This window comes from Clostridium sp. BJN0013 (genome assembly GCF_040939125.1).
Classification (GTDB): domain Bacteria; phylum Bacillota; class Clostridia; order Clostridiales; family Clostridiaceae; genus Clostridium_B.
On sequence record NZ_CP162495.1, the window covers coordinates 2,696,128 to 2,720,040 of the forward strand.

The 23,913-nt window shown below is 35.3% G+C and carries 22 protein-coding genes and 4 pseudogenes; 6 read left to right on the plus strand and 20 right to left on the minus strand.

What is annotated here, in order from left to right:
• Window positions 1-11: 11 nt before the first annotated feature.
• The 4 genes and pseudogenes from AB3K27_RS13820 to AB3K27_RS13835 all read right to left on the minus strand — a co-directional run.
• Window positions 12-386: pseudogene (locus AB3K27_RS13820) on the minus strand (ATP-dependent Clp protease proteolytic subunit); the annotation flags it as partial.
• A gap of 317 nt (window positions 387-703) precedes the next feature.
• The gene (locus AB3K27_RS13825; RefSeq protein WP_368488003.1) at window positions 704-1,594 is read right to left on the minus strand and encodes a PhzF family phenazine biosynthesis protein; all 891 of its coding nucleotides are present in this window, start codon (window positions 1,592-1,594) and stop codon (window positions 704-706) included.
• A 110-nt stretch (window positions 1,595-1,704) separates the two neighbouring features.
• Complete coding sequence (locus AB3K27_RS13830; RefSeq protein ID WP_368488004.1) at window positions 1,705-2,571, minus strand: DMT family transporter; 867 nt, start codon at window positions 2,569-2,571, stop codon at window positions 1,705-1,707.
• Window positions 2,558-3,043 carry a YbaK/EbsC family protein gene (locus tag AB3K27_RS13835; protein ID WP_368488005.1) on the minus strand — a complete coding sequence of 162 codons (486 nt, stop codon included), beginning with the start codon at window positions 3,041-3,043 and terminating at the stop codon, window positions 2,558-2,560. Before AB3K27_RS13835 ends, AB3K27_RS13830 begins: the two co-directional genes overlap by 14 nt.
• A gap of 110 nt (window positions 3,044-3,153) precedes the next feature.
• Between AB3K27_RS13835 and AB3K27_RS13840 the strand changes: the two genes are divergently transcribed.
• On the plus strand, window positions 3,154-4,023 hold the full coding sequence (locus tag AB3K27_RS13840; protein WP_368488006.1) for a LysR family transcriptional regulator: 870 nt from the start codon (window positions 3,154-3,156) through the stop codon (window positions 4,021-4,023).
• A 270-nt stretch (window positions 4,024-4,293) separates the two neighbouring features.
• On the opposite strand, the gene AB3K27_RS13845 is transcribed toward AB3K27_RS13840, so the two are convergent.
• From AB3K27_RS13845 to AB3K27_RS13890, 10 genes and pseudogenes are all read right to left on the minus strand, one after another.
• A complete protein-coding gene (locus AB3K27_RS13845; RefSeq protein ID WP_368488007.1) occupies window positions 4,294-4,617 on the minus strand; it encodes a BMC domain-containing protein in 324 nt (107 codons plus the stop codon).
• Window positions 4,618-5,385: 768 nt separating this feature from the next.
• On the minus strand, window positions 5,386-6,468 hold the full coding sequence (locus AB3K27_RS13850; protein WP_368488008.1) for an NADH:flavin oxidoreductase: 1,083 nt from the start codon (window positions 6,466-6,468) through the stop codon (window positions 5,386-5,388).
• Between the two features lie 185 nt (window positions 6,469-6,653).
• The gene (locus tag AB3K27_RS13855; protein WP_368488009.1) at window positions 6,654-6,773 is read right to left on the minus strand and encodes a TetR/AcrR family transcriptional regulator; all 120 of its coding nucleotides are present in this window, start codon (window positions 6,771-6,773) and stop codon (window positions 6,654-6,656) included.
• Window positions 6,774-6,894: 121 nt separating this feature from the next.
• Window positions 6,895-7,341 carry a tautomerase family protein gene (locus AB3K27_RS13860; RefSeq protein ID WP_368488010.1) on the minus strand — a complete coding sequence of 149 codons (447 nt, stop codon included), beginning with the start codon at window positions 7,339-7,341 and terminating at the stop codon, window positions 6,895-6,897.
• An 82-nt stretch (window positions 7,342-7,423) separates the two neighbouring features.
• Entirely contained in the window at window positions 7,424-7,579 is a 156-nt protein-coding gene (locus tag AB3K27_RS13865) for a hypothetical protein (protein ID WP_368488011.1), read from the minus strand.
• A 526-nt stretch (window positions 7,580-8,105) separates the two neighbouring features.
• Window positions 8,106-9,404: an IS110 family transposase gene (locus AB3K27_RS13870; protein ID WP_368487541.1), complete on the minus strand. Its 1,299-nt coding sequence runs from the start codon at window positions 9,402-9,404 to the stop codon at window positions 8,106-8,108.
• A 406-nt stretch (window positions 9,405-9,810) separates the two neighbouring features.
• Window positions 9,811-10,329, minus strand: a complete 519-nt coding sequence (locus tag AB3K27_RS13875; protein WP_368488012.1) for an RraA family protein — start codon at window positions 10,327-10,329, stop codon at window positions 9,811-9,813.
• A gap of 321 nt (window positions 10,330-10,650) precedes the next feature.
• A complete protein-coding gene (locus tag AB3K27_RS13880) occupies window positions 10,651-11,076 on the minus strand; it encodes a PaaI family thioesterase (protein WP_368488013.1) in 426 nt (141 codons plus the stop codon).
• A 399-nt stretch (window positions 11,077-11,475) separates the two neighbouring features.
• Window positions 11,476-12,042, minus strand: a pseudogene (locus AB3K27_RS13885) (transposase); the annotation flags it as partial.
• Window positions 12,043-12,193: 151 nt separating this feature from the next.
• Window positions 12,194-12,445 carry a hypothetical protein gene (locus AB3K27_RS13890; RefSeq protein ID WP_368488014.1) on the minus strand — a complete coding sequence of 84 codons (252 nt, stop codon included), beginning with the start codon at window positions 12,443-12,445 and terminating at the stop codon, window positions 12,194-12,196.
• Window positions 12,446-12,858: 413 nt separating this feature from the next.
• Between AB3K27_RS13890 and AB3K27_RS13895 the strand changes: the two genes are divergently transcribed.
• The 3 genes and pseudogenes from AB3K27_RS13895 to AB3K27_RS13905 form a co-directional block, all read left to right on the plus strand.
• A complete protein-coding gene (locus tag AB3K27_RS13895) occupies window positions 12,859-13,293 on the plus strand; it encodes a hypothetical protein (RefSeq protein ID WP_368488015.1) in 435 nt (144 codons plus the stop codon).
• Between the two features lie 483 nt (window positions 13,294-13,776).
• Window positions 13,777-13,965 (plus strand): hypothetical protein, encoded by a 189-nt coding sequence (locus AB3K27_RS13900; RefSeq protein WP_368488016.1) that lies wholly within the window; start codon window positions 13,777-13,779, stop codon window positions 13,963-13,965.
• Between the two features lie 31 nt (window positions 13,966-13,996).
• Window positions 13,997-14,083, plus strand: a pseudogene (locus tag AB3K27_RS13905) (transposase); the annotation flags it as partial.
• Window positions 14,084-14,409: 326 nt separating this feature from the next.
• On the opposite strand, the gene AB3K27_RS13910 reads toward AB3K27_RS13905, so the two are convergent.
• On the minus strand, window positions 14,410-14,601 hold the full coding sequence (locus tag AB3K27_RS13910) for a hypothetical protein (RefSeq protein ID WP_368488017.1): 192 nt from the start codon (window positions 14,599-14,601) through the stop codon (window positions 14,410-14,412).
• 498 nt (window positions 14,602-15,099) lie between these two features.
• On the minus strand, window positions 15,100-16,221 hold the full coding sequence (locus AB3K27_RS13915) for an IS4 family transposase (protein ID WP_368487505.1): 1,122 nt from the start codon (window positions 16,219-16,221) through the stop codon (window positions 15,100-15,102).
• A gap of 227 nt (window positions 16,222-16,448) precedes the next feature.
• Here AB3K27_RS13915 and AB3K27_RS13920 point away from each other — a divergent pair, with 227 nt between their 5' ends.
• A complete protein-coding gene (locus AB3K27_RS13920; protein WP_334196127.1) occupies window positions 16,449-17,144 on the plus strand; it encodes a response regulator transcription factor in 696 nt (231 codons plus the stop codon).
• Complete coding sequence (locus AB3K27_RS13925) at window positions 17,141-18,511, plus strand: sensor histidine kinase (protein WP_368488018.1); 1,371 nt, start codon at window positions 17,141-17,143, stop codon at window positions 18,509-18,511. The genes AB3K27_RS13920 and AB3K27_RS13925 overlap by 4 nt, the downstream gene beginning before the upstream one ends.
• 381 nt (window positions 18,512-18,892) lie before the next feature.
• On the opposite strand, the gene AB3K27_RS13930 is transcribed toward AB3K27_RS13925, so the two are convergent.
• The 4 genes and pseudogenes from AB3K27_RS13930 to AB3K27_RS13945 form a co-directional block, all read right to left on the minus strand.
• The gene (locus AB3K27_RS13930; protein ID WP_334196130.1) at window positions 18,893-19,789 is read right to left on the minus strand and encodes a conjugal transfer protein; all 897 of its coding nucleotides are present in this window, start codon (window positions 19,787-19,789) and stop codon (window positions 18,893-18,895) included.
• Between the two features lie 17 nt (window positions 19,790-19,806).
• Window positions 19,807-20,808 (minus strand): bifunctional lysozyme/C40 family peptidase, encoded by a 1,002-nt coding sequence (locus tag AB3K27_RS13935; RefSeq protein WP_334196131.1) that lies wholly within the window; start codon window positions 20,806-20,808, stop codon window positions 19,807-19,809.
• Window positions 20,805-23,015, minus strand: a complete 2,211-nt coding sequence (locus AB3K27_RS13940; protein ID WP_368488019.1) for a CD3337/EF1877 family mobilome membrane protein — start codon at window positions 23,013-23,015, stop codon at window positions 20,805-20,807. Before AB3K27_RS13940 ends, AB3K27_RS13935 begins: the two co-directional genes overlap by 4 nt.
• Window positions 23,016-23,759, minus strand: a pseudogene (locus AB3K27_RS13945) (ATP-binding protein); the annotation flags it as partial.
• Between the last annotated feature and the right edge of the window lie 154 nt (window positions 23,760-23,913).

Consider the following 23,913-nt stretch of genomic DNA (forward strand, 5'->3'; position numbering starts at 1 on the left):
TAACAAAAGCCCTAAAGTTCACACTCTAAGGCAAGTTTTGCTTTCAATAATTTAATTTTTAATGACTTCTCGTCCTGTTTTAATTCCTTAAATCTTTTATTGTACTGCTCTATAAATTTTCTAGTGCTGCTATTTACACTATTTTGTACACTAAGCCTGCTGAATATAAAGGAGTTTTGTACAGGTTCTCCTTCACTTTCATAATAAAGAATCCCATCTGTAAAGCCTTCAGTAACTGCTTTTTTAGCATTCATCCAAGTTTTCTCATCCATCATCTGTGATATTTTTGCCCTTGATTTGCCTGTTTTAAGCCGGTAGACATTAATTATAGTTTCTTTTACTTCATCAAGCACATCCGCACCATGTCTTAAATCTTTAGCTTCACCTTGAAAATTCCCCTACGGATTGTAAAGCATCATAATTGTTATCTGAACAAGCTTTTAATATGACATTATTTTCTATTATATGATATAATTCTACATAAGATAGGTCACAACGATCCCAAAATAAAAATGAGCTTTTTTAGAAAATCACTCTGTTCACAAGTGTGAGATTCGTATTTTAATTTCATAACAAAGACCTCTTTATTTTGCTACCATCAAGCGGTATAGTAGCAATTATTACAAAATTCATAAGTGATTTTCTAGCATTTAATATATCTTGCTATTTTCGTGAAATAAGAAATATACGTACTAGCAAGATCTTAAAATGTTAATTCACCATTTAATACAGTGACAGCGGTACCACCTATTTTTATCTCATTTATTTCATTATATAGTTTTGAAATAGTTACATGTACACAACCAGGTCTGTTTACTTCCTGTCCCTCTTCACCAATTAAATTTACATTTTCATTACATTTTATCAACTTATTGTGAATGATATAGGATGCAACACATCCATTACCAGTACCACAAACAGGGTCCTCTGCTGCTCCAGCAAAGGGAGCAATAGCTCTCATATGATAACTATATTTTTCATTTAATGTCTCTAAACAAAATGGAGTGATTCCAACGATATTATATTTATCGCTTATTTCTTCAATAGTTTTTAAATCTGGCTTTGCATTTATAAGTTTATCTAAACTTTTCACACCAAATACTAGCCACCATAACCCAGTACTTACTTTCCTAGCAGGTATATCTATCAAATCATTTTCACTAAGCCCAATAAGTTTTGCAATACTACTTTTATCCATATAAAACTGTTCAAATTTAGGTGATGGTTGCGTCATCATAAATACCTTTTCACCATTAATATCTGCCAATTCAACAGGCAGCACACCAGCCTTAGTTTCTTGAAAAAATATATTTTTACTTAAATCTAACTTCTTTTCTTCATATAATGCAGAGAATATGGCAATAGTTGCGTGACCACATAAGTCTACTTCGAATTTAGGAGTAAAAAATTGTACTTTGAAGTCTGCAACTTCAGAGGGTGAAACAAATGCAGTTTCAGATAAATTCATTTCCCTAGCAATCTTTTGTTTTTCATTATTAGTTATAGAAAGAACATCAGTGACAACTCCAGCAGGATTACCACTAAAAGGGATTGTTGTAAAGGCATCAACCTGTTTAATATTAATATTTTTCATTTTCATCACTCCTATCAATTTTTTTAGAAATATATATTTCATGCTTAAATCATATTCTTATCTCTTACCAAGGCTATAATGAGAGAATAACTACCTGAAAATACTTTCTTTCAGAGAATAGCCTTTATTTTTGTAATTTTTGAGAGAACAACACCAAAAAAAATAAGTGCTGCTCCTATATAAGCTTTTACATTCAACACTTCATGCAGAAAAATGTAGGATAAAATCGCAGAAAATACTGGTTCTAGTGAAAATATAAGTCCAATCTTTTCAGGTGACGCATAGCGTTGTGCGATAGGCTGAACAATAAAACCGTATGCGCTGCAAATTAATCCAAGACAAATAATTGCCCCCCATTGTACTGGTGTTTCTGGAAGTGCAGGAGTCTCAATGCATATCATTAGCAAAACTCCTAACAAGGAAGCAACCCCTAATTGAATAATACTGATTAGAAGCGTATCCTCGTTCTTTGCGATCCTATCAAACACAATAATATAAACTGCATAAAACAGTGCTGCAATGAGGCAATACATTGAACCTTTGTCCAATGTAAAGGTATCTTTTACTATCAAAAGATATAAACCAATTACAGCAAGAAAAATACTCAACATGATAGACTTATTAGGGAGCCTGCGTCTTAAGATGCTTTCCAGAATTGGAACTATTATCACGGTGGTACTAGCCAAAAAACCTGCAGTGGAAGCTGTCGTATAATTGACACCACAAACCAGCCCGGAGAAAAGCAGAAAAAGTATTACTCCCATTAATACACCTTTTGCCAAAATGGAAACGGTAAGAGCACGGAAGCCAGGTAAAAATACAAGTGTCACGCAGATAAAAGCAGTCCCGAACCGCAGGGCAATCAAATTAAATGGGCCTATACCGTCCAGTCCTACTTTCATAAGCAGGTAGGAAGAACCCCATGCGAGGGATACGCTCGCCATGAGAAGCTCTGCCTTTTTACTATTCAGCTTCATTTACAAACCAGTCCTTGCACACGTCAACCCAACCTGAAGATGAGGAATGCGTTTCAAGCTCTTCTAAAGATAATTTCACTGTACTGTTTAAGTTGCCTCCGACCGTATATATAATGTCAAAGCGTTTGAGAGATACATCAAGAAATGTACGGACTCCTTCGTTGACAGCAAAAGGACAAATTGCGCCTGGTACATGCCAAATATAAGCTTCTACCAGTTCGCCAGGTATCATTTTTGCTTTTTGATGAAAGCAGGATTTATATTTTTTGTTGTCTATTTTAGCATAGCCTGCCATTACAATCAGAACAGCTTTTTCGTCGAGAAAAAATGCCATTGTTTTTGCAATATGTTCCGGTTTACAACCAATCGACTCTGCCGCCTGTTCCACCGTGGCACCAATCTGTTCCCGTTCCACAACACGCCGGCCTAAACCCGCTCCCTCAAAATATTCTTTAACTTTTCCAAAAGACATATTTCTTCACCTTCTCTTGTGTTCTTTATATTTTTAATATATACTGTTTTTTAGAATAAGTAAAACAAATATCTCTTATTCAAACATTAGAGAAGGTGATTCGTCAAATTATGAACCGATATATTGCACTTCAAAAAATTGTAGAGCTTAATAGTTTTACCAAGGCAGCGAAGGCCCTTGGATACACGCAATCCGCCATGAGCCAGATGATCTCATCGTTAGAAGATGAATTGTCTATTAAATTGTTATATCGTTCTCGAGTAGGAGTAAAATTGACATTAGAAGGTGAGGATTTATACCCATTTATCGAAAGAACCATTCTTCAATATCAATCCATGCAGGAAAAAGCAAACGAAATAAAAGGTCTGGAAACGGGAGTAATCCGCATAGGTACGATTTCAAGTATTACCTGTCACTGGATGCCACAGTTAATAAAAGAGTTTCAATCACTTTATCCCAATGTACAATTTATTCTTCATCAAGGAGACTATAGTTCCATACAAGAGTGGATAAAAGTTGGGGCCGTGGATTTCGGCTTTATCACTCCCGCTGCTGTAACTGGTTTACATACAATTACTATAAAAGAAGGAAGAATGTTAGCAGTTCTGCCAGAAAATCATAAATTGGCTTCCCACAGTACTGTTAACTTGCATGAAATAGTGAACGAACCATTTATTTTGTTAGAGGAAGGTCATTTTAGTGAACCTATGGAAGCATTTCATGCCTGCAATTTAGAACCAAACATAAAATTTTGTATCCACGACGATTATGCCATTATGACAATGGTAGAAGCGGGATTGGGTATCAGCATTTTGGCAGAGCTCGTGCTGCGTCGTACAAATTATAATATTGTCTTTCTGCCAATTGATCCTCCTATTACCAGAACGCTTGCTATAGGATTCAAAGATAAAAACAGCTTGCCTATTGCGAGTAAATATTTTATCGAATACCTAACCTCTAACATTGACAAGTTGCCATAATGATATAAATAATAAGAGCTAATAGCAGAAGGCCCAGCACCTTGTCTATTTTACTTTATGTAAATATTGGAAGAAAGGTCATAAAAGTTCCGACATGAAAGTGTAGGATCTTTTATGCCTTTTTATATATAGTTTTTTGAGAAGGTGAGGAATGTTTTTCAAATTCCTCAAAAGGATAATAAGATATAAAACATATACCTACTGCACAAAGTTACAATTCTATATCACAAAATCCAATGAAAACATGTAAATTATTTATATAAAACTATTTTAAAATGATTGACTTTTATTCTCATCTTTTTTCCATAATTGAATTGCATTTAATGATTCTTTTACTGCATCAAGATCGCCAAAAATTCCTATCATTATTATATGCTGTGGACAGTTTCCAATAACTTCAGAAACTCCTACATTGGATGCTTTTTCTGCTATATCAGCAGCCCTTATAATTTCAGCAACATTACCTTGTACTAATCCAACGGCCTTTACCTTCCCATTTTGTAACATTTCCCTAATATTATTATCATGTATTTTACGCATAAGTATGGATACCGTACCTTTTGAAGGATTACTAAGTACTTCAACTCTCATCATTTTTATCTCACCCACATTCTTTATATACACTTCATAAATATCATAATATATCAAATACCAATTTTCTTCATATTACAATATTCAAGTTCTTTTCCTGCCTGAATATTTATACTACATTCTATAGCTACCCCCTAAATAAGGTTTCTATACAGTGAAGACAAAATATATATAACCTGGATTCATAAGCTCAGTTTTCTCTTGCTTTATTAGACCAATTTGGATTGCAAAATGAAGCCTTGTAGATCCCACAAAATCTGTACGACCTTCTTCTATCATTTTATCTGCATAAGCCCCTCTCTAATTACTGCTGCCGATATTACAGGAATACTAATTGATTTTTTATTTCCTCTGCAAGATATAACTTCCATCCTTGAGGAAAAGATATAGCTTCTCAGGATACATTCATAGTTTCATAAATGCCAGCACTTACATCTAGGAGTGTCGCCAACAAAATCCACGCTAAGACATAAAATAAATAAAAAAATCAATTTATACTCACTTTAAAACAACAATAAGCAAATATAAGTACCATAAAGGTTATTACAATTTATTTTGATACTTTATCTTTGATAATAGTTTTGACACTTAAAAATACTTATAAATAAACTATTTTCAAATACTTCGAAGAGAACCCCAAAAGCCAACGTTTATGGGATTAATTTGCTTAACGTGGGATTTGTCGGTTTTGTTGGCTGCGCCCCTACCGGTATATTGATAGTATTTTAGCGATTAAAAATACAGGCTGTTTCAATACTGTTGAAGCAATTATTACATGAAATTAAAAATACAGATTGTTCCAGTACTATTGAAGCAATTATTACATGAAACGCACTTTGCTGGGGCAGTATCTTTTTCCCAGCGGTTAATTAAATCGCTTTCACAAATAAATGGTCTGCAAAGAGAAATATACTCAATATCAGTATTATTTAAAATTTCTGTCATGGCTTTGACATCCCGATTACCACCGACTAATATGATCGGTATTTTGATTTCTTGAGCAATTTCTACGGCATATTTTTTGTAGTAGGATTCTTGTTCAGGTGGAATTTTGCGAGCGAAACCCTCGTTCGGACGTGATGAAAAGTTGCGACCACTGATTTCAATCGCGTCTATCTCCGTATCTTCCAATTTATGGCATATATATTTACAATCCGAAAAAGTCATTCCCTGATCAAAAAAATCTTCACTGTTGATTTTTATAAACACTGGATAGTTCGAACCAACTCTGTTCCGTATTGCTTCAAAAGTTTCCAACACCATTCTCGATCGATTTTCTTGATTACCACCATATTGATCTGTTCTGCGGTTATAATAAGGTGTCAAAAATTTACTTAATAAATAGCCATGTGCTGCATGTATCTGGATACCATCGAACCCTGCTTTCTTAGCCCTATCAGCTGCATCAGCGAACGCTTTTTGCACAAGGATAATTTCCTCCTTTGTCATTTCCTTCGGCGTATTTTTATAAGCCAAGTCTTCCACCGAGCTTGGCCCCCACACTGCCTTACCACTATTTGCGTCAACCGAAACTTGTGAACCGACGCAGGCAAGTTGCATGATAATATTAGCATTATATTGGTGAACCATCTCGGTAAAATTTTGATACTCATTGATAAATGTATCATCATAGATCCCCGCCTGTCCTGGATAAACATTCTCTAAATCACTTACAAAAGTCATCCCCGTGATAATTGTGCCCACTCCCCCTTTTGCTAAATCTTCATAGATTTCGTACAGCCTTTTTGTCATATGTCCATTTTTATCAGCAAATCCATCATAGGTTGCTGAGCGGATAAACCTGTTCTTCAGTCTCATACCTGCTAATTCTGTTTTGTCAAACAAAGATTTCATTAATTTCACTCCTTTTAAAATATTTTTATATATGAATTTTTACATACAACTATTCCTCTGAAAAACCTTTGATGCAATCATAAGATCAAAGATGATAAGCTGTATAGATTGTTTTGCTGTCTCTGCGCGTAAAATTTCAGACTTTACTCTAGCTCTCATAAATTCCCCAAAGTAATCTAGCGTCTTCAAAATGATGTATGCTTATCACTAAAGGTATCATATAAACTTCTACGATGGATTTCCATATACTCTATCAAGTCATTTATAGATGTCTTTTCATAGCCTTGTTTCCAAAATAATTCCATGACTTTTTGGTGAACTACACTTTCTTCAAATTCCTTGCTTTGAGTATCTCCAGTTTCTTTTAGCAGTACGGATACTACGACCTTAAGCTTACTATAATTCTCAATATTTATATATTCTTCATTAGCCTTTGCCTTCCATAAGAGCTTTTACAATTTCTTTTGCTCCATCAGGAAGACCTTTCAACCACTCATCCTCCTGCCCATCAGGCGGGAAAACCTGTCCATATTTCAAAATACTATCTGGTTCAATACCGCACAAGTCAATCCAGATTGTGTTTATATCCCAGTTAATTGACTCGCTAACATCCTTAACCATTGTCAGCATCCACTGCCTACGCTGCTCAGCAGTTCTACCTACTCTGACATCTCCGCGTATCCACATATGTCTGTTAAAGCGATATCCGCTTACATAACGATTGCTGTCTAGGATTTCATTAAAAATAACCTGTACATAGAACTCTGGTGCTCCTGTAGAATTAGTGTGTGACTTAGTGATAGCCTGTACTACCTTCTGTTTTTGATCATCATTCAAGGTATTAGCTTTTACATATACATTATAAGTAGGCATTATATTTTTCCCTCCATACATAAAATATTTTATGTGATTTTACCACACAGACAAAATTTTGTTAATTTGTAATATCATACAATCACATACTTGCAAAGCCATCCCTGAATTGCCACTGCTTTCCCTTAAGAGTTTCGGTAGCGAACTTTGCTGCAACTGTTCCTTGAAATGGATCTATATCTTCGACCCGAACAAAAGGTGTCAGATTTTTTAATTTGGCAATTCTGATTAAATTCACGGCACTTTCAGTATCAATTGGGCTGTGTTCAGAATTAATTATTATATAGTTTATTTCTGAGTACCCAAGCATTCTGCAATTCAGATCTTCTTTCCAATATTAATTAAGTAATTTAACTGAAAAAATACGTTAACATCTTTCGTTATATCATTGGCTTATCCCTCTATAGCCCCGCCTATTTGACGCAAATGCTCTCTGAAGCCAAACTCAGGGTTTTGCACACGTTGCGCCAAGTAACTTTGAAAAGCAGCTTGTTCTCTAAAGCTGCGCCCTGAACGCATTTCACCAGCCTGGCGGCGTTCCGTTTCCCGAATGTTTTCCGCTGCCGGTATGATATCCACCAAACGCTTGTAAGACCAGCTAGTAAAAGTCAATAGTTAATTTAAAAAATTTATTTACTAAATTTAAGAGCAAAAAAGAGCATGGCAAACAAACCATAAAAAAATACGAACTATGGCAAATTTTTACTAAAACTAAATTGGAAATAATTTATCCAATTTGGACCATAATTAATTTGTCTAAGTGGTTAAGAAACTGATCTTGAAAAATTAGTAACATACATTTGGTTGTGCAGTTTTGGTTCACGAATTTCATAAGGCTTTTGATCTCTAAGAACTGCAAATATGTACTTTACAAGTTTGTGCATAATTGCACAAAGAGCAACTTTCTTCTTCTTACCATTTAAGTTTTTATTGCGATACTGGTAAAGAACACTGTTAATTGGTTTACCAGTTTTGGATTTTCTTATTGATGCAAGAGCAGCAGCATAAAGTGCTCTTCTACCAAAGCGTGTACCACGCTTGGACATTTTATTTTGGTCACTATTAAATTTCCCGGATTGACTAACTGAAGGGTCAATTCCAAAGAAAGCAACCATTTCTTTTGGATGCTTGAACCTTGTAGGATCGCCTATTTCACTCATTATGGTTACAGCTGTAATAAAGCCTATACCTTTGAAAGAAAGAAGCAATGCTATGTTGTTCTTAAATGAAGCAGGTGTTGAGTCATTTTTAACTGCTGATTCTATTTCATTTACTAGAGTTTCAATTTGTTCATTAATGATGTTTAAAAGCTTTATATTTATGCCTATAGTTACTTTAAAGGAATTATTGGTTATTCCTATTTGTACAGCACTTAGTGCAGCGTTTAAAAGTTTGTTATATGTGTTTGTACACCAGTCAATTGATTTACAAGAATTTTCCTTTAGTAAAGCAATTAAATCATCTTTTGGTGCATCAACAATTGCTTTAGGGGATGAAAATTTACTTAAAACTGCTAATGAAGTAACACCAGCTACGTCAGAAAAAACATTATGATATCCAGGAAAAAACGTTCTAAGATCAGAAGATAACTTTTTCTTGAACTGGGAACGGTTATCTATAAGGCTGTAGTAATCACGACAAAGTGATCTTACAGCAAATATTGGGATATCTAAATAATCAGACATTTTTATATTTTGAAATTTTGCTATGTTTGCAATAGTTAAGGCATCCATTTTATCATTTTTCACTTTTCTTATTCCTAAATTTTTGTTACTATTAGTAATAAGAGGATTTATAACGAAAGTTTCTAATTCGTTATTCTTTAGGAAGTGGAAAAGAGTTAAATGGTAAACACCAGTTGATTCCATGAAAAGTGATGGTTTCATGGAGAACTCTTTTTCCACTTTTCTCATTTCTTTGAGAAGATAAGAGAAACCATCAGAAGTGTGCATTATCTTGAAAGCCTTTCTATAAACTGCTCCATCAGGGGCTAGTATTGCAACCATAGAATAATCAGCAGAAACATCGATACCTACTACAGGTAAATTAAAAAATTTTGACATTGTAAATATCTCCTTTTCATATATTTTTGAAGATAGAACAGAGTATCCATACCTAACAGTGAGCTAACAACCTCGTTTGTGACACGAGTAATTCTTCCGCAAGGGAAGAAACTCAACCAGCTAAACATCTAATCTCACTGATGGAATGATACGCTTTTTCACGGGTATAGGAACTCCGAAGGAGTCCTCCCAGGAGGAATACATCTAACCTCTATTCAGAAGATATTATACAATGATTTAACTATTAATCAAGTTACCCTTGTGGAAGATACACTCTTATTATTTTTAGACTTACTAAAGGATATTGCAATTTCCAGAACGGAACTTGAGATGTACGAACAATAATTAATTTATATTTATAAATATCCGTTAGTAGAGATGATCTAATCTCTATTGATTGGTACAACTATATTATACGAGGAAGGAATATGACACCATCACCATCACCAACGGCAACATCTTCAAGAGTTACTATCCATTCACCAACACGCGCCCAGTGGAGAGCATCGGGCGAACGTTTGTCAAGGCTCAAAGGGCCTGTCGGTAACGAGCCTAGCGAAAAAAATGGAAGACCGATTTCCTGCAATTCCATGGTATCACGATGCAGACCCCAGATTACAATTCCTCCCAGTCCTCCTGTAGCCATCTCAAGTGTCACCAAATCGCCTACACACGCCTGATCAGTGCGCCCTCCGTTATCAACAACCAGTATATCTCCTTTTTCAGATATTTCCAAAGCCTCCAGGAATATATCCACACTACCTACATGGCGTGCCGGGAGAACTCTGCCAGCGCAGTGCATCTCAGGCGTCAAGGGGCGTAGTGTAGTTGGTGCACATCTCACTGTTACTCCCACTCTAAGGCATGCATCAGCAAGGTGTGGTGTACTTAACGTATTAAGGCGTTCAATTAATTCACATTTCATAACTTGTTCTCCTTTCTCCTTATAATTGATTTCGATAATATTGAACGGGTATTTTTGTCGTTTTATTCAAAACTCTTCATATTACCAGAACACATACTATCGGATATAAAGATAAAAACAGTTTGCCGATTGCGAGTAAATACTTTATAGAATACCTAACCTCTAATATTGACAAACTGCCATAATACTTTTACCTAGTTAGCTTCATTTCGCTAATCTTCATTACGTAGTTGGAAGGCATAACAAAAGCCGAGCGTTCTCGTCAGTGTCCAGGCTTTTGTATCATCAGACAACACTTGTCTGGATGTAAATCAAATAGAGTTATTTCCTGGTTTGCGTCGTGATCATTGTTGCCAACATTTTTGCGATTATATTTTCTCCGTTTTCATCTGTAACAACCGCTTCGGCTATGACTAGTGTTTTACCAGTTTTAACAACTTGTCCAGTTGCTACAATTTTATTTGAACTAGCAGGTCTAATTAGGTTTATCTTAAATTCCACTGTCAAAACTTCGGAATCTACGGGCATTGTAGTCAGCGCTGCATAGCCGCAAGCTACATCTGCTAATGATGTAACCACACCCCCATGTAACAATCCTTGTTGTTGAGTTAGAGTATCTTTGCGTTTACATGTTATAATTACTTTGCCATCTTCAACATGCTCAAGTTCGGCACCAATCAGTGACAAGAAATTTTGTTTTTTGAAACTGTTATTTATTCTATCGTAAAGTCTCTTGTTTGAATTCATTATATGCACTCCTTTTGAAAAGCTCAATAAGATAAAAGTTATAATGATATTATTTTTGTAATTCATTTCATCATACAAATAATTACAAATGTCACCTATTTCACAAAGATATTTTTTCCTACGCTTTTTTAAGTTTAGTATATACTGATCTTTAAAATAAGTAAAATAAATGTTTCTTATCTAAATATTATAAAAGCTAATTTATAAAACTGTAAGACGATAGAAATGACAGAAATACTTAGAATATTTGCGACAAATTAAAATTTATTTATCTAATTTTATATACCAATTTCTTGAATCCAGTTTGTAACTTGCTGTTTGTCAAAATTACTCATCGATGCAAATCCAGAAAGAATTGTTGATTTGGGACATTCTTTCGCAATATTACTCTCAAGTCCCTCCAATCCATATGCCAAGTATATCTTTACGACCTTTTATATCAAGTGCCATACAGATATAGTCAGCTTTACTAACGATTCTATGTTCTTCTCTTACTTTAAAATGTATAGCGTCCATATATACTATTGGATAGATCTCATCCATGGATCTATTCTGCCATACTACAGCTGTATCCATAACTTTATCAGTAATTTTAGATATCATTGAAGGGGATATATCTATACCGTAAGGTTCATCTATCTCTGATTTGATATCATCTACGGACATTCCCCTGGCATATAACCCTATAACCTTTTTATCAAGCTCATTGCAGACTGTCTCATGTTTTTTCACTATTTTAGGCTCAAATTTAGCTTTTCTATCCCTTGGTACATCTACTTTAATTCCATCTAAGCTGGTCTTAATATTTTTAGAACTATATCCGTTTCTATAATTTTTATCTCCTTCAGATAGTCTATCATATTTTTCTCTTCCTAGATGTTCTTCCATTTCTGCTTCTAAAAATTGCTGTATTATACCTCCAAATAATCTTTGCATCAACCTATCCTTTCCCACTAAATCTTCCATGCTGTTGCATTTTTTCAATTCTTTTTTAAGTCTATATCAGGTATTTCCTATACATTCGTAATTTCCTTTCTCCTCTCTAGTAATATTTCATACTTATTATTACCATTATTGCCAGCTACACATACATTAAAATAACTTACCTTGATTTGTTTTACACAAACCTAGGTACGTTCCCCGTACTGTGGGTAAATATTTGAATGGATATGTGAAGTCCACTACTAGAAACCGTAAATCTAAAATAGACTCTTTTGAGCGTATTATTAAAAAACTTCTTAGTAAACTGTCCACCATCAAACCTAACCAGTTCATCCAAAAAGTTATCATCTTTTAAATGTTGTAAATAATCAATTACTTCCAGATAAGGACGAATCACATCTGCAACATCCAATAGCGCCAGACCCATTTTGGCTAGTGCTGGCGGATGTGCTTGTACCACTACTATTGCTTACTTGAGCTATGTTATCCCCTTTTGTAGTTCCATTGATGTTTATCGCCCATAATCCCCTGTTATTCTCTCTGGCATCCGCACAGAATTTCTTAAAATATTCAGCATATTTTACATTAGCTGTACTGTCATCTGTTGCGCATAGCCATTATAAGCCAGTATCACATAATTTTCATACATAAAACTTAGTATATTTCTATTTTTCACAAATTTGGTTATTTATTGTGAAATTATAGGACAAATTACATAAGTTTCACACCGTATCGTAATACAGTTGTCATAATTATTAATTACAATTTTATTTGAAAAGGAATTTAAGTGAAAACCACTTAAAGGTACTATAATAATAAAAAATTTAGGAGGCAATAAAAATGTCAAGAACAAAGTACAAATTACTCTCAGCTGTAATGCTTGCAACACCATTGTTACTTAATACAGGGATCGCTACGACAGTTAGCGCACACCCTATCAATAATGGTGTACAACCTGTAGTTTATAGGTACAACTACACTTTTGCAAATTTCCAGACTAAATTAAATGCTTTAGTAACAGCCGGTGTTATAACTCAAAGCCAAGAAACAATAATACTAAATTTATATTATAGTGGTCAAATAACAACAAGATCAACTTTCAAGGCTCAACTAGATGCTTTAGTAGCAGCAGGTACTATAACCCAAGGCCAAGAATATTCAATATTAAATGTATTTACTGGTTGGGGTACCAATTGGGAATTACCAGCACCACCTAATGAGCCTGGACATAATGGTGGATCACCTAACGGATCTGAACATAATCATGGAAAATAGAACTCTTTAGGTGAATTAGTAAATGATTATATATCAAAAACATCAGATTAATAAAATAATGTGTATCAATTTTTAACATTAACTTTACTAATAGTCCAGTTTTATATATCTTTAGCATTAAAATATATAAAACTGGACCTAGATATTAGTCAAATTTAATAAACGATATTAAACACTTGATATAATCCAATCATATATTTAATTATAAATATATTCCCTTCAATAAACTTCTATAGCTAGATATTCCTACATATGTTTCTATATATATTTCTAATATATTCTTAAAAGTGATAAGAACTAATTATTTAAAACATATCATAATCTTCAATTCATGAATACTATAAATTATAATATCTTCTTTTTTATCTAATTTATAAAATATGGTATGATATTAATCAAGAGAATAAAAATGTTTTTAGTTAGCCACCTTCCGATTTATCTCGTACAAAAGAGATCTTTGCGGTTAATCTGACAGCAGAGAAGGTGACAAATTTGAGTGAAACTGTTATTGCATTAGGATTTATATGTGTTACATCACTTGGCTTAACGGCTATGGTGATTATAGGAACATATCTAAAAGATAGACTTGAAATTAAAGGTAAATCTTCAGTTCATAAGTTAACTGAAAATGAAATTTCCATAACTGTCGAAGATAAAAACTCAAAAAACTAAAAATAGTTAATCTTAAAAACCGTGACGGCTTCTTTCAAAAGCATTCCCAAATACGGAATACCAAAGGTGCATAGTGCACCAGGTAAGAAATACATTAAAATATGTATCCTATAAGGAAGTGTATTTACAAGTGACAAATCCTTACTTAAGGCACTTTATCTTTCTACCTTTGAGGCAATTAAAAAGTGTCACCTTCCTATTAGAAACTGGGGAAAAGCATATGGGAAGTTTTCCATAATGTATGAAGGACGACTTAAGTAGTAAAAAATAACATGTCATAAATATCCTTTTTCAAGGGTATTCTTGACATGCTTATAATTAATTATTATATTATACTAAAGAGATTAAGGTAGTTTCATATTCTTTAATGCTTTAAAATAATTATCATAGTTAGCTATTTACAGAAAAATTTCATACTCTCCACACTCTAATGCATCCATTAAATTATTTATTGAAAATAAACTGTATATAAATAGGATACAATAAAAATATTCCAAGAACTATAACAATCACTTCAAAAATACCGATACCATAACCTATCTTACCATAAGATTCTTCTTTTAGTTCTCTTCTGAATCCATCACCAGTAGATTCAGAATTCTCCTTATCAGAAAATCTATTATATATATTTATCATAACATTACCTCCATGTAATATACATTTATAGGTATTTACTATTGTTTTTGGTAAGGTAGGAATCAAACAGAACCAAACTTAAAAATCAATACAAAAATGAGAAAATCATTGCAGGTACTCTAAAAGAAATAATAAATATTCTTTTTACTGCTTCCAAATCAAGTTTTTATTTAAGTGTATTTCTTAATCTATTTAACTCATTTTTAAACATATCTGCATTTTTATTTAAATTATTTTTAAATACTTGTGGAGCCTGACGTATGGACATATATATGGTTATAACAAGTTAATCTTCTAAAAATTTCAATAAATACTTTCATAAAGTGCTGCTTAGTTCTAATTTTCATAGTATTTTCATCCTGATAATATACTGCATTAACCTTATATAGTTATATATTAATATAATTCAATATTATGGACATATAAAGGTATAGACTATTACCCTGGATTAACCGACACTATAAATATCCAAATTATTACTATAATGTTTGGTTATAATTACTTCTCATGTAGAATAAAATCAAAATTAAGCCTGTACTTTTTTCTATAATCATTGTAGCATCTCTTAAACCATTTCAAACCCGCCCTAAACAGACTGTATACCCTTATTGTCTTTTTATTCTTGTTAATCCTTACAGCTCCCAGCTCTTTATTTTTCTTATTCTTTGTGCAGATTTTTCCTAATATTATAAGCCAAGTATAGGCTATGGAAAGACATAAATATAAGTTCTTAAAATAAGTTATTCCTTTTGACCAGCTATCCTCCATATTAAATCCATTGCTCTTTAAATCTCTGAATGCTTCCTCAATATCAAATCTTTTTTGATATTCATTTATAGCTTTTTGGGGCTTCATGTTTGTTGCAATATACCATACATCATTATCTTCTGCTAAGGCAACTCCCAGATTGCATTCATATTTTTCCTCTGTTAACAGCACTTTCTCAAAGGATTTTCGCTTATTTGCTTTTATCTTTATGTCACTCAATTTTTTGATTCCAGGCTTGTTTGAAATTCTAACATTTGTAGTTGATATACATCTTATTGCATATTTCCATTTTAATTCTTCATCAATAAACTTAAACAATTCAACACTTCTAAAGCCTCTATCAGCTAAAAGAATTACATCAAAATTATAAGGGGATAAGAGTTCATGAACCACTTTTAATCCTTCATAGACATGCTCAAATTCTTTGTTTTTCTTATCTTGATACTCAAATATTTTATGCCACAATGGAATCACTCTGTTATCAACCCTTAGTGAAAATTGAAGAATAGTAAATACATCCTCTTTTGTGGTATGGTCAAAAATTATATGAACCTTTCCTGAATGATTCTTATATTTCTTCAGAAGAGTCCTTGCAAAATGGTATTGAACTATATCAGTATTTATTTTATCATTTGTTAAGAATCTGAAAATCCTTTTTACTTTACTTGCTTCAGTTGCCTCACTGAAGTCGCTCTTTAATTCTTGTGCAATTTTTGATAGCACAACTGATCCTGAGTCTATAATTCCTATTATAATTGCTACTAAAATTCTTAATCTAGGTGCTGTCAAAAAAATCATAGATTCTAGGCTTTTTTTCAGTTCTGTGATAATATATTCTTGAGTATTTAACATACTTGTTAACCGCCTTCCTATTTATATTGGTTGCAACTATATTTTATAGGGTTTTAAGGCGGTTTTCTATATAATTTTATCCTGCAAATGTTTTATACATTAATTTACATTAAACTGTCCATACGTCAGGATTTGCCCCTATCCTATACGTACTTGCAGGATCGTTGTATAATAATAAGAGGAAAATAAAGTAATCTGTATATTGGTTTAGATAGGAGGTGCATTGCATGAAGGAAAGGCCAATTTTGATTGTAGATGATGAATTAGAGCTTTTGACCATGCTTCGTTCCATTTTTGAACGGGCCGGATTTACACAGATCATTACCGCTCCGTCCGGCGAGTCAGCTCTTAACGTACTCAAACAGAAAATGCCCGATATGGCGATTCTGGATGTCATGTTGCCAGGCATGGATGGTTTTACATTGCTCAAAGAAATCCGGCAAGTGAGCAAAATTCCCGTTATTATGCTGACAGCCAAAGGAGAGGCCGAGGACAGGTTTTCCGGCTTTGAATTCGGCGCGGATGATTATGTTGTGAAGCCTTTTTTGCCCAAGGAACTCCTGCTCCGCGTTCAGGCCATCTTAAAGCGTACCTACCCGGAGGGCAGCCGTATTGTACCTCTCGCTGCCGCAGAAGTGGATTTGGACAAGGCCGAGGTACGGCGCGGTGAAATGGTGATTCCCTTAACGGCAAAGGAACACGGTATTTTTCTTAAACTCTCTGAAAATGCCGGACGTGTTGTAACCATTGGCTCATTGTGTCAGACTGCTTGCGGAGAAATCTGGCAGGGCTATGAAACAACGTTAATGACACATATCCGGCATCTTCGGGAGAAAATTGAAGAAACTCCTTCCGCTCCCGTTTCACTAATCACAGTCAAAGGTTTGGGGTATAAGCTCATTTTGAAGGAGGCGCAGCAATGAAAACAGTAAAGCATTTCTTTCGGAAATACTTTTTGTCCACCATTCTCATTTTGCTGCTGTTTTTATTGGTAAATGCCGTTTTAGTTGCCGGGCTGTTTTACGTTGCAGACAGCAGGGCAAGCAGCCCCGATTTATCTATTGAGAAATTAGCGGATATGGTTTCCGTGGAAAATGGTAAAATACAAGTTTCAGAAGAAATGGCGCCCCTTCTTCATACAAAAAATGCTTGGGCTATGCTTCTAAACGAGAACGGCATGGTATTATGGGAGGAAAACTTACCCGCAGGTCTTCCCCATAGTTATGACGCAACACAGATCGCCAAATTCAGCAAATGGTATTTAGGGGATTTTCCTGTGCTTGTGTGGGAGCATCCGGCAGGCTTGTTTGTAGTTGGATACCCGCCTGATTCTGTCGTAAAGTATAATTTCGTTTTGGACAGGAACTATGTTTCCATTAGCCTGATTGGAACCGCCCTTGTTTTTGTGGTCAATATATTGCTTATGCTATTGCTTTTTTGGCACAATACCCATCGAGTGGAAAAGGCAGTCGGCCCCATCCTTACAGGCATTGAAACGATGGCCGGAGGAAAAGAAATTCAGCTTGCCGAACAGGGTGAGCTTGCAGAAATAAACGCGGGGCTGAACAAAGCGGCCAGCCAGCTTGCGAAAAAAGATTCCGCCCGTGCTGAATGGATTAACGGTATATCCCATGACATCCGCACCCCTCTTTCCATTATGCTCGGTTACGCGGGAGAAATAGAGGATGATAACAAACTCCCTACTGATACAAGAGCGCAAGCGGAAATCATCTGCAAACAAGGCGAACGGCTGCGCAAATTGGTTGCCGATTTGAATCTTGCTTCAAAACTAGAATACTCCATGCAGCCTATGAACAGAACGTTGATCAGTCCCGTAGAGCTTACGCGGCAGGTGATGAGTGATTTTCTAAATAACGGGATAGATACTGTATTTGATATGGATTTTGAGGCATATGTAGGAACTGAAAAGATTGTGATTGAGGGAGATAGCATCCTCCTTACAAGAGCGTTGGAAAATCTGATTCACAACAGCATGATTCACAATCCCGCTGGATGCAACATCAAGATTATAATTTTCGAGTACGAAGGTAGCTGCACCATAAGCGTTGCAGATACGGGAAGCGGGATTGCAGCCTCGCTTTTGGAACGCCTGAATTCTAAAGATGTGCAACCTTTTACATGGGATGCTTCTGGCGAACCTACACATGGTTTAGGACTAAATTTGGTACAACGAATTGTAAAAGCCCATAGTGGGAAAATAACCTTTGAGAATGTCGAGCCTCATGGTTTGAAAGCCATTCTGGAATTACCAATCAAGGACAAAATATAAAAAGAGCTTTAAAAAAACAGAGCAAAGCATTGAATGAATTGAGCTTTTCTCTGTTTTTTCTCTTAAAGATAAAAGCTTCATAAATTTTTAATTATTTACAAATAAAAAAGACTTGAGTAAACTAAAAGTTTACTACAAATCTTTTTCATATTTTAACATTCACAAATTCATATTTGTAATATTAGAAATTCTTGCTCCATGATGCAAACTTCTACAATAAATATAGTAAATTCAACACCTCTTTTTTTACATTTAAATTATTACTAAATATTAAAATATAAAAACTACTTTATTCATGATAATATGACATTCGTTAGTATTTAGCCAATTATATATAGCAGGTACACAAAAACTTAATGTTAATAATGTGCCTGTTATTTTTTATTTAATAATCATCCAATTTCTATCTTTCTCCAGAGTTAAATCAAACTGTGAAATCTGTATCGCTTTTGTCTGTTGATCCAGATATTTCACGGATACTGATGCTTTCACTTTATTATCCACTTTCCGATATACCGGATTGATAAGCTCTGAAAATATATAATTTTTGCCAATCGGCTTAAGTACATCATCTTTGACATAGTAGGATAACTCCTTTTTACTTGTAGTAGGATAAAGTTTAAAGAATGTCTTTAAAAATTCGTTGATTTCCTCTGTAGTAGCTTCATCCACCGTACCATTATTTTCTGGTACTTTTGGCTCATAACCTGACTTTACAGGAATTCCACAAATGCTAGGGTTCTTTATGATTACCATGTTACTGGATTTATCTACGTAGACTGCCACTTCATAAGAGGAATCAACAACATTTTTCGTATTACTTTCCGTTATCAACTGATCAACAGAAAAAATAACTTCATATTTATTATTATCTACCTTTTTTACTTTCCAAATTTCCACGTCATTAGCTATTGAAGATGTTGGTATATCCCTACGAATTGTATCGGTGTTTAAATCTTGTAATTCCTTAGTCAAATACTTTTTCAGATTTTCTGTTCGTTTGTCTATAGAATCCTGGTTGTTTTGCCATGAGTAATAGACTTTGGCAAAGTTCTTTACGAAATTTTCTATCTGATTGGTATCTACTACCTGTTTTTCAATAACCTTTGTTTCATGAACAGTTTTTATATCTATGGCAGTAAAGTTCTTGTAAATTCCAAAGGCGACACTACCAATAAGCAGCACCCACAAAAAAATAACGGATTCCCTGTGGGTACCAACTTTCATAACATGTACCTTTTTGGGGCTAGGATGCTTTTCCTTTTTCAATATTTTCATATCTCAAATTTTCCTTTCTATTTATTTTTGATTCTACCCGCACTGGCTAGATGCTTCTGCCAGTATGAAGTAGTGAGGTCGGCATACCCTATAGGATTGCCTGCATTATACATACGATTGTTTCCAACATAGATGCCCACATGTGTAATGTAAGTGCCTGCGTTATAGGTACCATGAAAAAACACCAGATCACCCGGTTTTGCTTCCGATAGGGGTATGTGTTGCGTCATGTCATATTGCTCCTGGGCTGTCCTGGGAAGTCTAATTCCAGCCTTTCCAAAGCACCACTTAACAAGTCCACTGCAATCAAAGGAAGTGTTTGGATTGTCACCACCAAACACATATTTCCATCCATGATATTTAAGCGCTTCTGTCATAATTATCTGAACTGTGGCATCGTCAAAACGAGCAACGGTCAGATATTGTGATACCAGAGGTACATAAAACATATTGCCGTAGCTGTAGCGCCAACCACCGTTTTTCTTTACAGCAACAGGGTTTGTATAAGTAACTTTATTTCCACTGGATTTTTCTCTTGCAAAGTTCTCCGCAAGTTCAAAGGTGTACTTCTTGCCATGGCTAGCAACGTAGTCTATGAAACCTTCTCCATAGTTATAAGATTGGATGACAGTACTTATATCGCATCCTTTTTTCTTGGAATACTTAAGCAAGGTAGCAAAATATTTGCAGCCCTGCTTTATGGATTTCTCTACAGAAAAGGAATTCTGCGACACTCCTGCGGATTCAATGGACTGCATGACATCTACGCCGCGTCCGCCACTTTCCACCTGCATAATGGCAAGCAAATAACTTACATATTCTTCAATTCCATATTCCCTGGCATACTTTTCAACCATAGGCTTGTGTGCCAGGACTTCCTGTGACAAATTTGAAGCTGCAATATCAACATCGCTCCCATTTCCACTGTCTTCGTCAGAAATAAAGACAGCAACAAAAATAAGCAGAGAAAGTAGGGCAGCAAAGACAGTACCAAGGACAATCAAATGCTTTAGCTTCATTTCTCACGTCCTTTCTGCCTGCTGACTACTTGTTCCTTTATTTCTCGGCGTTGCTGTGTGTTATTCTTTAAGGTTGCAGACTTTACAGTCGGCTTTTGAGAAACAAGCCCCGATTCTTTCCTTTTTTCATAAGAGAGTTCTCTGCTAGGAACATGATTTTCTGGTTTTGGGCTTTCCATAGGCCTTGGTGTACTGGCTACAGGACGGTTCATAGCAGGCTTTTCAATACTGTTTGTTGTCGTTCTATTAGTAGATGAGTTTGCTTGATTCATGTTATCCCTGTCTATTGTAGAAATACCATTAGATGTTACAGGTCTAGTACGTATCGGAGCAGAAGTTGATGTTTTCTGTCTCTCTGGCTGTTCTGTTGTCTTTTGCTGGCGTGCCTTGTCAAACTCCATTCGGCGCTTGGCAATTGTCTCTCGGTGCAGATTTCTGTTTTCTGCTCGTTCCTGCTTTTTATCCTTTAGTGTCTGGGCCACACCACTTTTGAAGCCATCCACATTTTTTGCTACCTTATCGGATACTTGCTTTTTCCCATGGTACAGAGCATAACGGGCATTGACTGGCAAGTCCTTTGCCTGCTCTTTTATTTGGCCTGCTTTATCTGCAATATGGTCTTTCGTATCCACAAGCGCTCCAACTTTCCCACCGACACGCTCTCCAAAACTTGGCTTATTTTCGAGTGATATATCAGAGCTGCTGGCCGGACGTTTATGACTAGGCTGTGTCTTTCGGTATTTTCCAGATTTCTTAGAAACTGCTGCACCAGCCATGGCTCCAGTTGCCGCACCAGTTGTTCCAGCCACAAGGATGCGGCCGATCTTCCTTTTGAGTCTTCGTGTTCCACGGTTTAATAGCATATAAGGCTTCTTAAATATTCTGTGTTCCATTTGCTTGGAATCATTTGCCTGCAAGTTGAACATGCCCATTAGATCTCCAAGCTTCATATAAATGCCGGCAAATGTGACTATCTGCAAAAATGCAATCAGGAAAAATGGAAAACCTTCCGACAGGGTATAAAGTATTGTGGAAATGGAGAAGGCAGTAGTTACAATAAGTGTAATACCCGCCCGTGTCATAATTACATTAAAGAGCTTCATTATGGCACGCTTTGCCATATTATCAAAACCAGGTATCATGGACAGTAGAAAACTCATAGGTAAAAACATTGCATAGATTATAAAAAGTATCTGTGAAAATATCATGATACCCGTCAGTAAAAACACGAATATGGAAATCCCTATATTGAAGATAAACAGGAAAAACACCATACCAAGTCGTGTAATGGTCTTTGTTATAGTTAGATTCATATTGTTCTTGTCCTCAATTTCCTCTTTTACCACCGTTTCTCTATCTTTACCGTTGTTTTTATCCGGGTCCGCAGACAGCAGCTTTTCAACTCGCTTTTGCCTAATTTTATCTATATCAGAATTGCCATACTGCAGTAGAAGCCAAGGCTGCTGCACCTGTATGGAAAACAGGTTATCTCGTATCATGTCTACACTGTCTTTGCCTTTGCTTTCCGAATTTGGCATGACAATTTTTCCGCCAATAGACAGACTGGCACTGCTTACATCAGATGAAAAATCATTAATTTTACTGATATAGTCCGGAGCATAGGCAATAAAGGAAGCAGACAGTATAAAGACCATAACTAAATTAATAACTGCATGGACAGCTTTTGTAGTTTCTTTCTTGATAAGCCCTACATAGGCAACATATATTCCAACTATCAGAATAAAAATCAGCAAAAATCCCACATAAAAGCCGGAGCTTTGAAAGCCATTTGGCGAAATACCTGCCAAAGTCTGCATGTTCTTCCCAATAGCATCTGAAGTCTTAGAAATAAAATCCAGTGAATAGGCTTCCTGCACAAGATACCCTGTGGCATTGGAAAGATAGAGTGAAATTGTCCATATAAAATTGGTGATTGCATATAGTCCATACATAACCTGTTTGCCTATGCCATCTGTCCAATTCCAAGGCAGCCAGTCCCAGGAATTATCCACATAGAAATCAAGCTGATAATTGCCAAGAGGATATTTAGAGTAAGTATTCTTGGAACTTACCGTATCATCTACAAGACCTGATGCATGCACTACAATTCCAACAAAGGCTAAAAAAAGAAAGGATATTATAGTGATCAACAAGATAGCTATGAAGATTTTCCATATCCTTTTTATCTGTAACTTTTTAAAATGCATTTAGGTCACCTCTTTCTTAACCGGTGGGCGAGTGTCAAAGGCATGGAGAAGTTCTTCAAATACCGGATGAATCTGAATGACACCTACACGGCCATAAAGATCAGAGATTAGGCATTGACCATTTTCAAGATCACGCAATCGTTTCTGGTTATTCTCATCCTCCTTGTCCACTCCAAAGAACTCCAGTGTCTTTTTTATCTCATTGATATCCGTGGAGCGAAATGCAAATTTGAGGCCTATATTGTTCTTCATCTTTTCGTCAAGTAAATCGTCTGCATTCTGCGTTACAAAATAAACACCGGCATTCATGGCACGGCCAGCCCTTACAAGCTTGTTGGAAAGTGTCTTACCCTGTGACACCTGCAAAAAGCTCCATGCTTCATCCAAGTCCACAATTTTGAATACACTTCTGTCGGAGTGAATGAAATCAAGGGCAAAGGTGCTTATAACAATTAGAATGGCTACACTTAAAAGCTCCACAGTTGTATATTCCTTAAAATTCGTTTCTGCATCCGGAAGAACCAAGTCCGCCACTTGTATGATGTTCAGCTGTTTATCAAGGCTGATGGACTGAATAGTAGTACCGTCTGAAAATAACAGTTGACCAAGATTGCTGTCCTTAATACTGTCTATATGATCGGCAATACTGTTGGCAACAGTTGTATTTTCCTTATGCAGCTCGTCAATGACACGTAAAAGGCCTTGGCTGTCACTTTGTGTTACTCTGCGAATGGCTTTACGTGTTGATTTACACTTTGTTTTCTCCTACTTTTTTCAAACTATTTTATCCTGGCCCAATATAGATTTTCACAATAGAATATCCTTTAATCACAATAAATTAACCAACTTTTGCAAGCAAATTTAACCTATATAAGAAAAAGAGCAGATAACTGCTCTA

Bases quoted from the DNA above. Each gene is read 5' to 3' on its own strand.
- AB3K27_RS13930 (WP_334196130.1), bottom strand. From the start codon at position 19,789: ATGAAAATATTGAAAAAGGAAAAGCATCCTAGCCCCAAAAAGGTACAT.
- AB3K27_RS13830 (WP_368488004.1), bottom strand. From the start codon at position 2,571: ATGAAGCTGAATAGTAAAAAGGCAGAGCTTCTCATGGCGAGCGTATCC.
- AB3K27_RS13845 (WP_368488007.1), bottom strand. From the start codon at position 4,617: ATGATGAGAGTTGAAGTACTTAGTAATCCTTCAAAAGGTACGGTATCC.
- AB3K27_RS13880 (WP_368488013.1), bottom strand. From the start codon at position 11,076: ATGAATTCAAACAAGAGACTTTACGATAGAATAAATAACAGTTTCAAA.
- AB3K27_RS13910 (WP_368488017.1), bottom strand. From the start codon at position 14,601: ATGATAAATATATATAATAGATTTTCTGATAAGGAGAATTCTGAATCT.
- AB3K27_RS13890 (WP_368488014.1), bottom strand. From the start codon at position 12,445: ATGGGTCTGGCGCTATTGGATGTTGCAGATGTGATTCGTCCTTATCTG.
- AB3K27_RS13935 (WP_334196131.1), bottom strand. From the start codon at position 20,808: ATGAAGCTAAAGCATTTGATTGTCCTTGGTACTGTCTTTGCTGCCCTA.
- AB3K27_RS13875 (WP_368488012.1), bottom strand. From the start codon at position 10,329: ATGAAATGTGAATTAATTGAACGCCTTAATACGTTAAGTACACCACAC.
- AB3K27_RS13855 (WP_368488009.1), bottom strand. From the start codon at position 6,773: ATGGAATTATTTTGGAAACAAGGCTATGAAAAGACATCTATAAATGAC.
- AB3K27_RS13835 (WP_368488005.1), bottom strand. From the start codon at position 3,043: ATGTCTTTTGGAAAAGTTAAAGAATATTTTGAGGGAGCGGGTTTAGGC.
- AB3K27_RS13825 (WP_368488003.1), bottom strand. From the start codon at position 1,594: ATGAAAAATATTAATATTAAACAGGTTGATGCCTTTACAACAATCCCT.
- AB3K27_RS13840 (WP_368488006.1), top strand. From the start codon at position 3,154: ATGAACCGATATATTGCACTTCAAAAAATTGTAGAGCTTAATAGTTTT.
- AB3K27_RS13850 (WP_368488008.1), bottom strand. From the start codon at position 6,468: ATGAAATCTTTGTTTGACAAAACAGAATTAGCAGGTATGAGACTGAAG.
- AB3K27_RS13915 (WP_368487505.1), bottom strand. From the start codon at position 16,221: ATGTTAAATACTCAAGAATATATTATCACAGAACTGAAAAAAAGCCTA.
- AB3K27_RS13940 (WP_368488019.1), bottom strand. From the start codon at position 23,015: ATGCATTTTAAAAAGTTACAGATAAAAAGGATATGGAAAATCTTCATA.
- AB3K27_RS13920 (WP_334196127.1), top strand. From the start codon at position 16,449: ATGAAGGAAAGGCCAATTTTGATTGTAGATGATGAATTAGAGCTTTTG.
- AB3K27_RS13925 (WP_368488018.1), top strand. From the start codon at position 17,141: ATGAAAACAGTAAAGCATTTCTTTCGGAAATACTTTTTGTCCACCATT.
- AB3K27_RS13870 (WP_368487541.1), bottom strand. From the start codon at position 9,404: ATGTCAAAATTTTTTAATTTACCTGTAGTAGGTATCGATGTTTCTGCT.
- AB3K27_RS13895 (WP_368488015.1), top strand. From the start codon at position 12,859: ATGTCAAGAACAAAGTACAAATTACTCTCAGCTGTAATGCTTGCAACA.
- AB3K27_RS13860 (WP_368488010.1), bottom strand. From the start codon at position 7,341: ATGCCTACTTATAATGTATATGTAAAAGCTAATACCTTGAATGATGAT.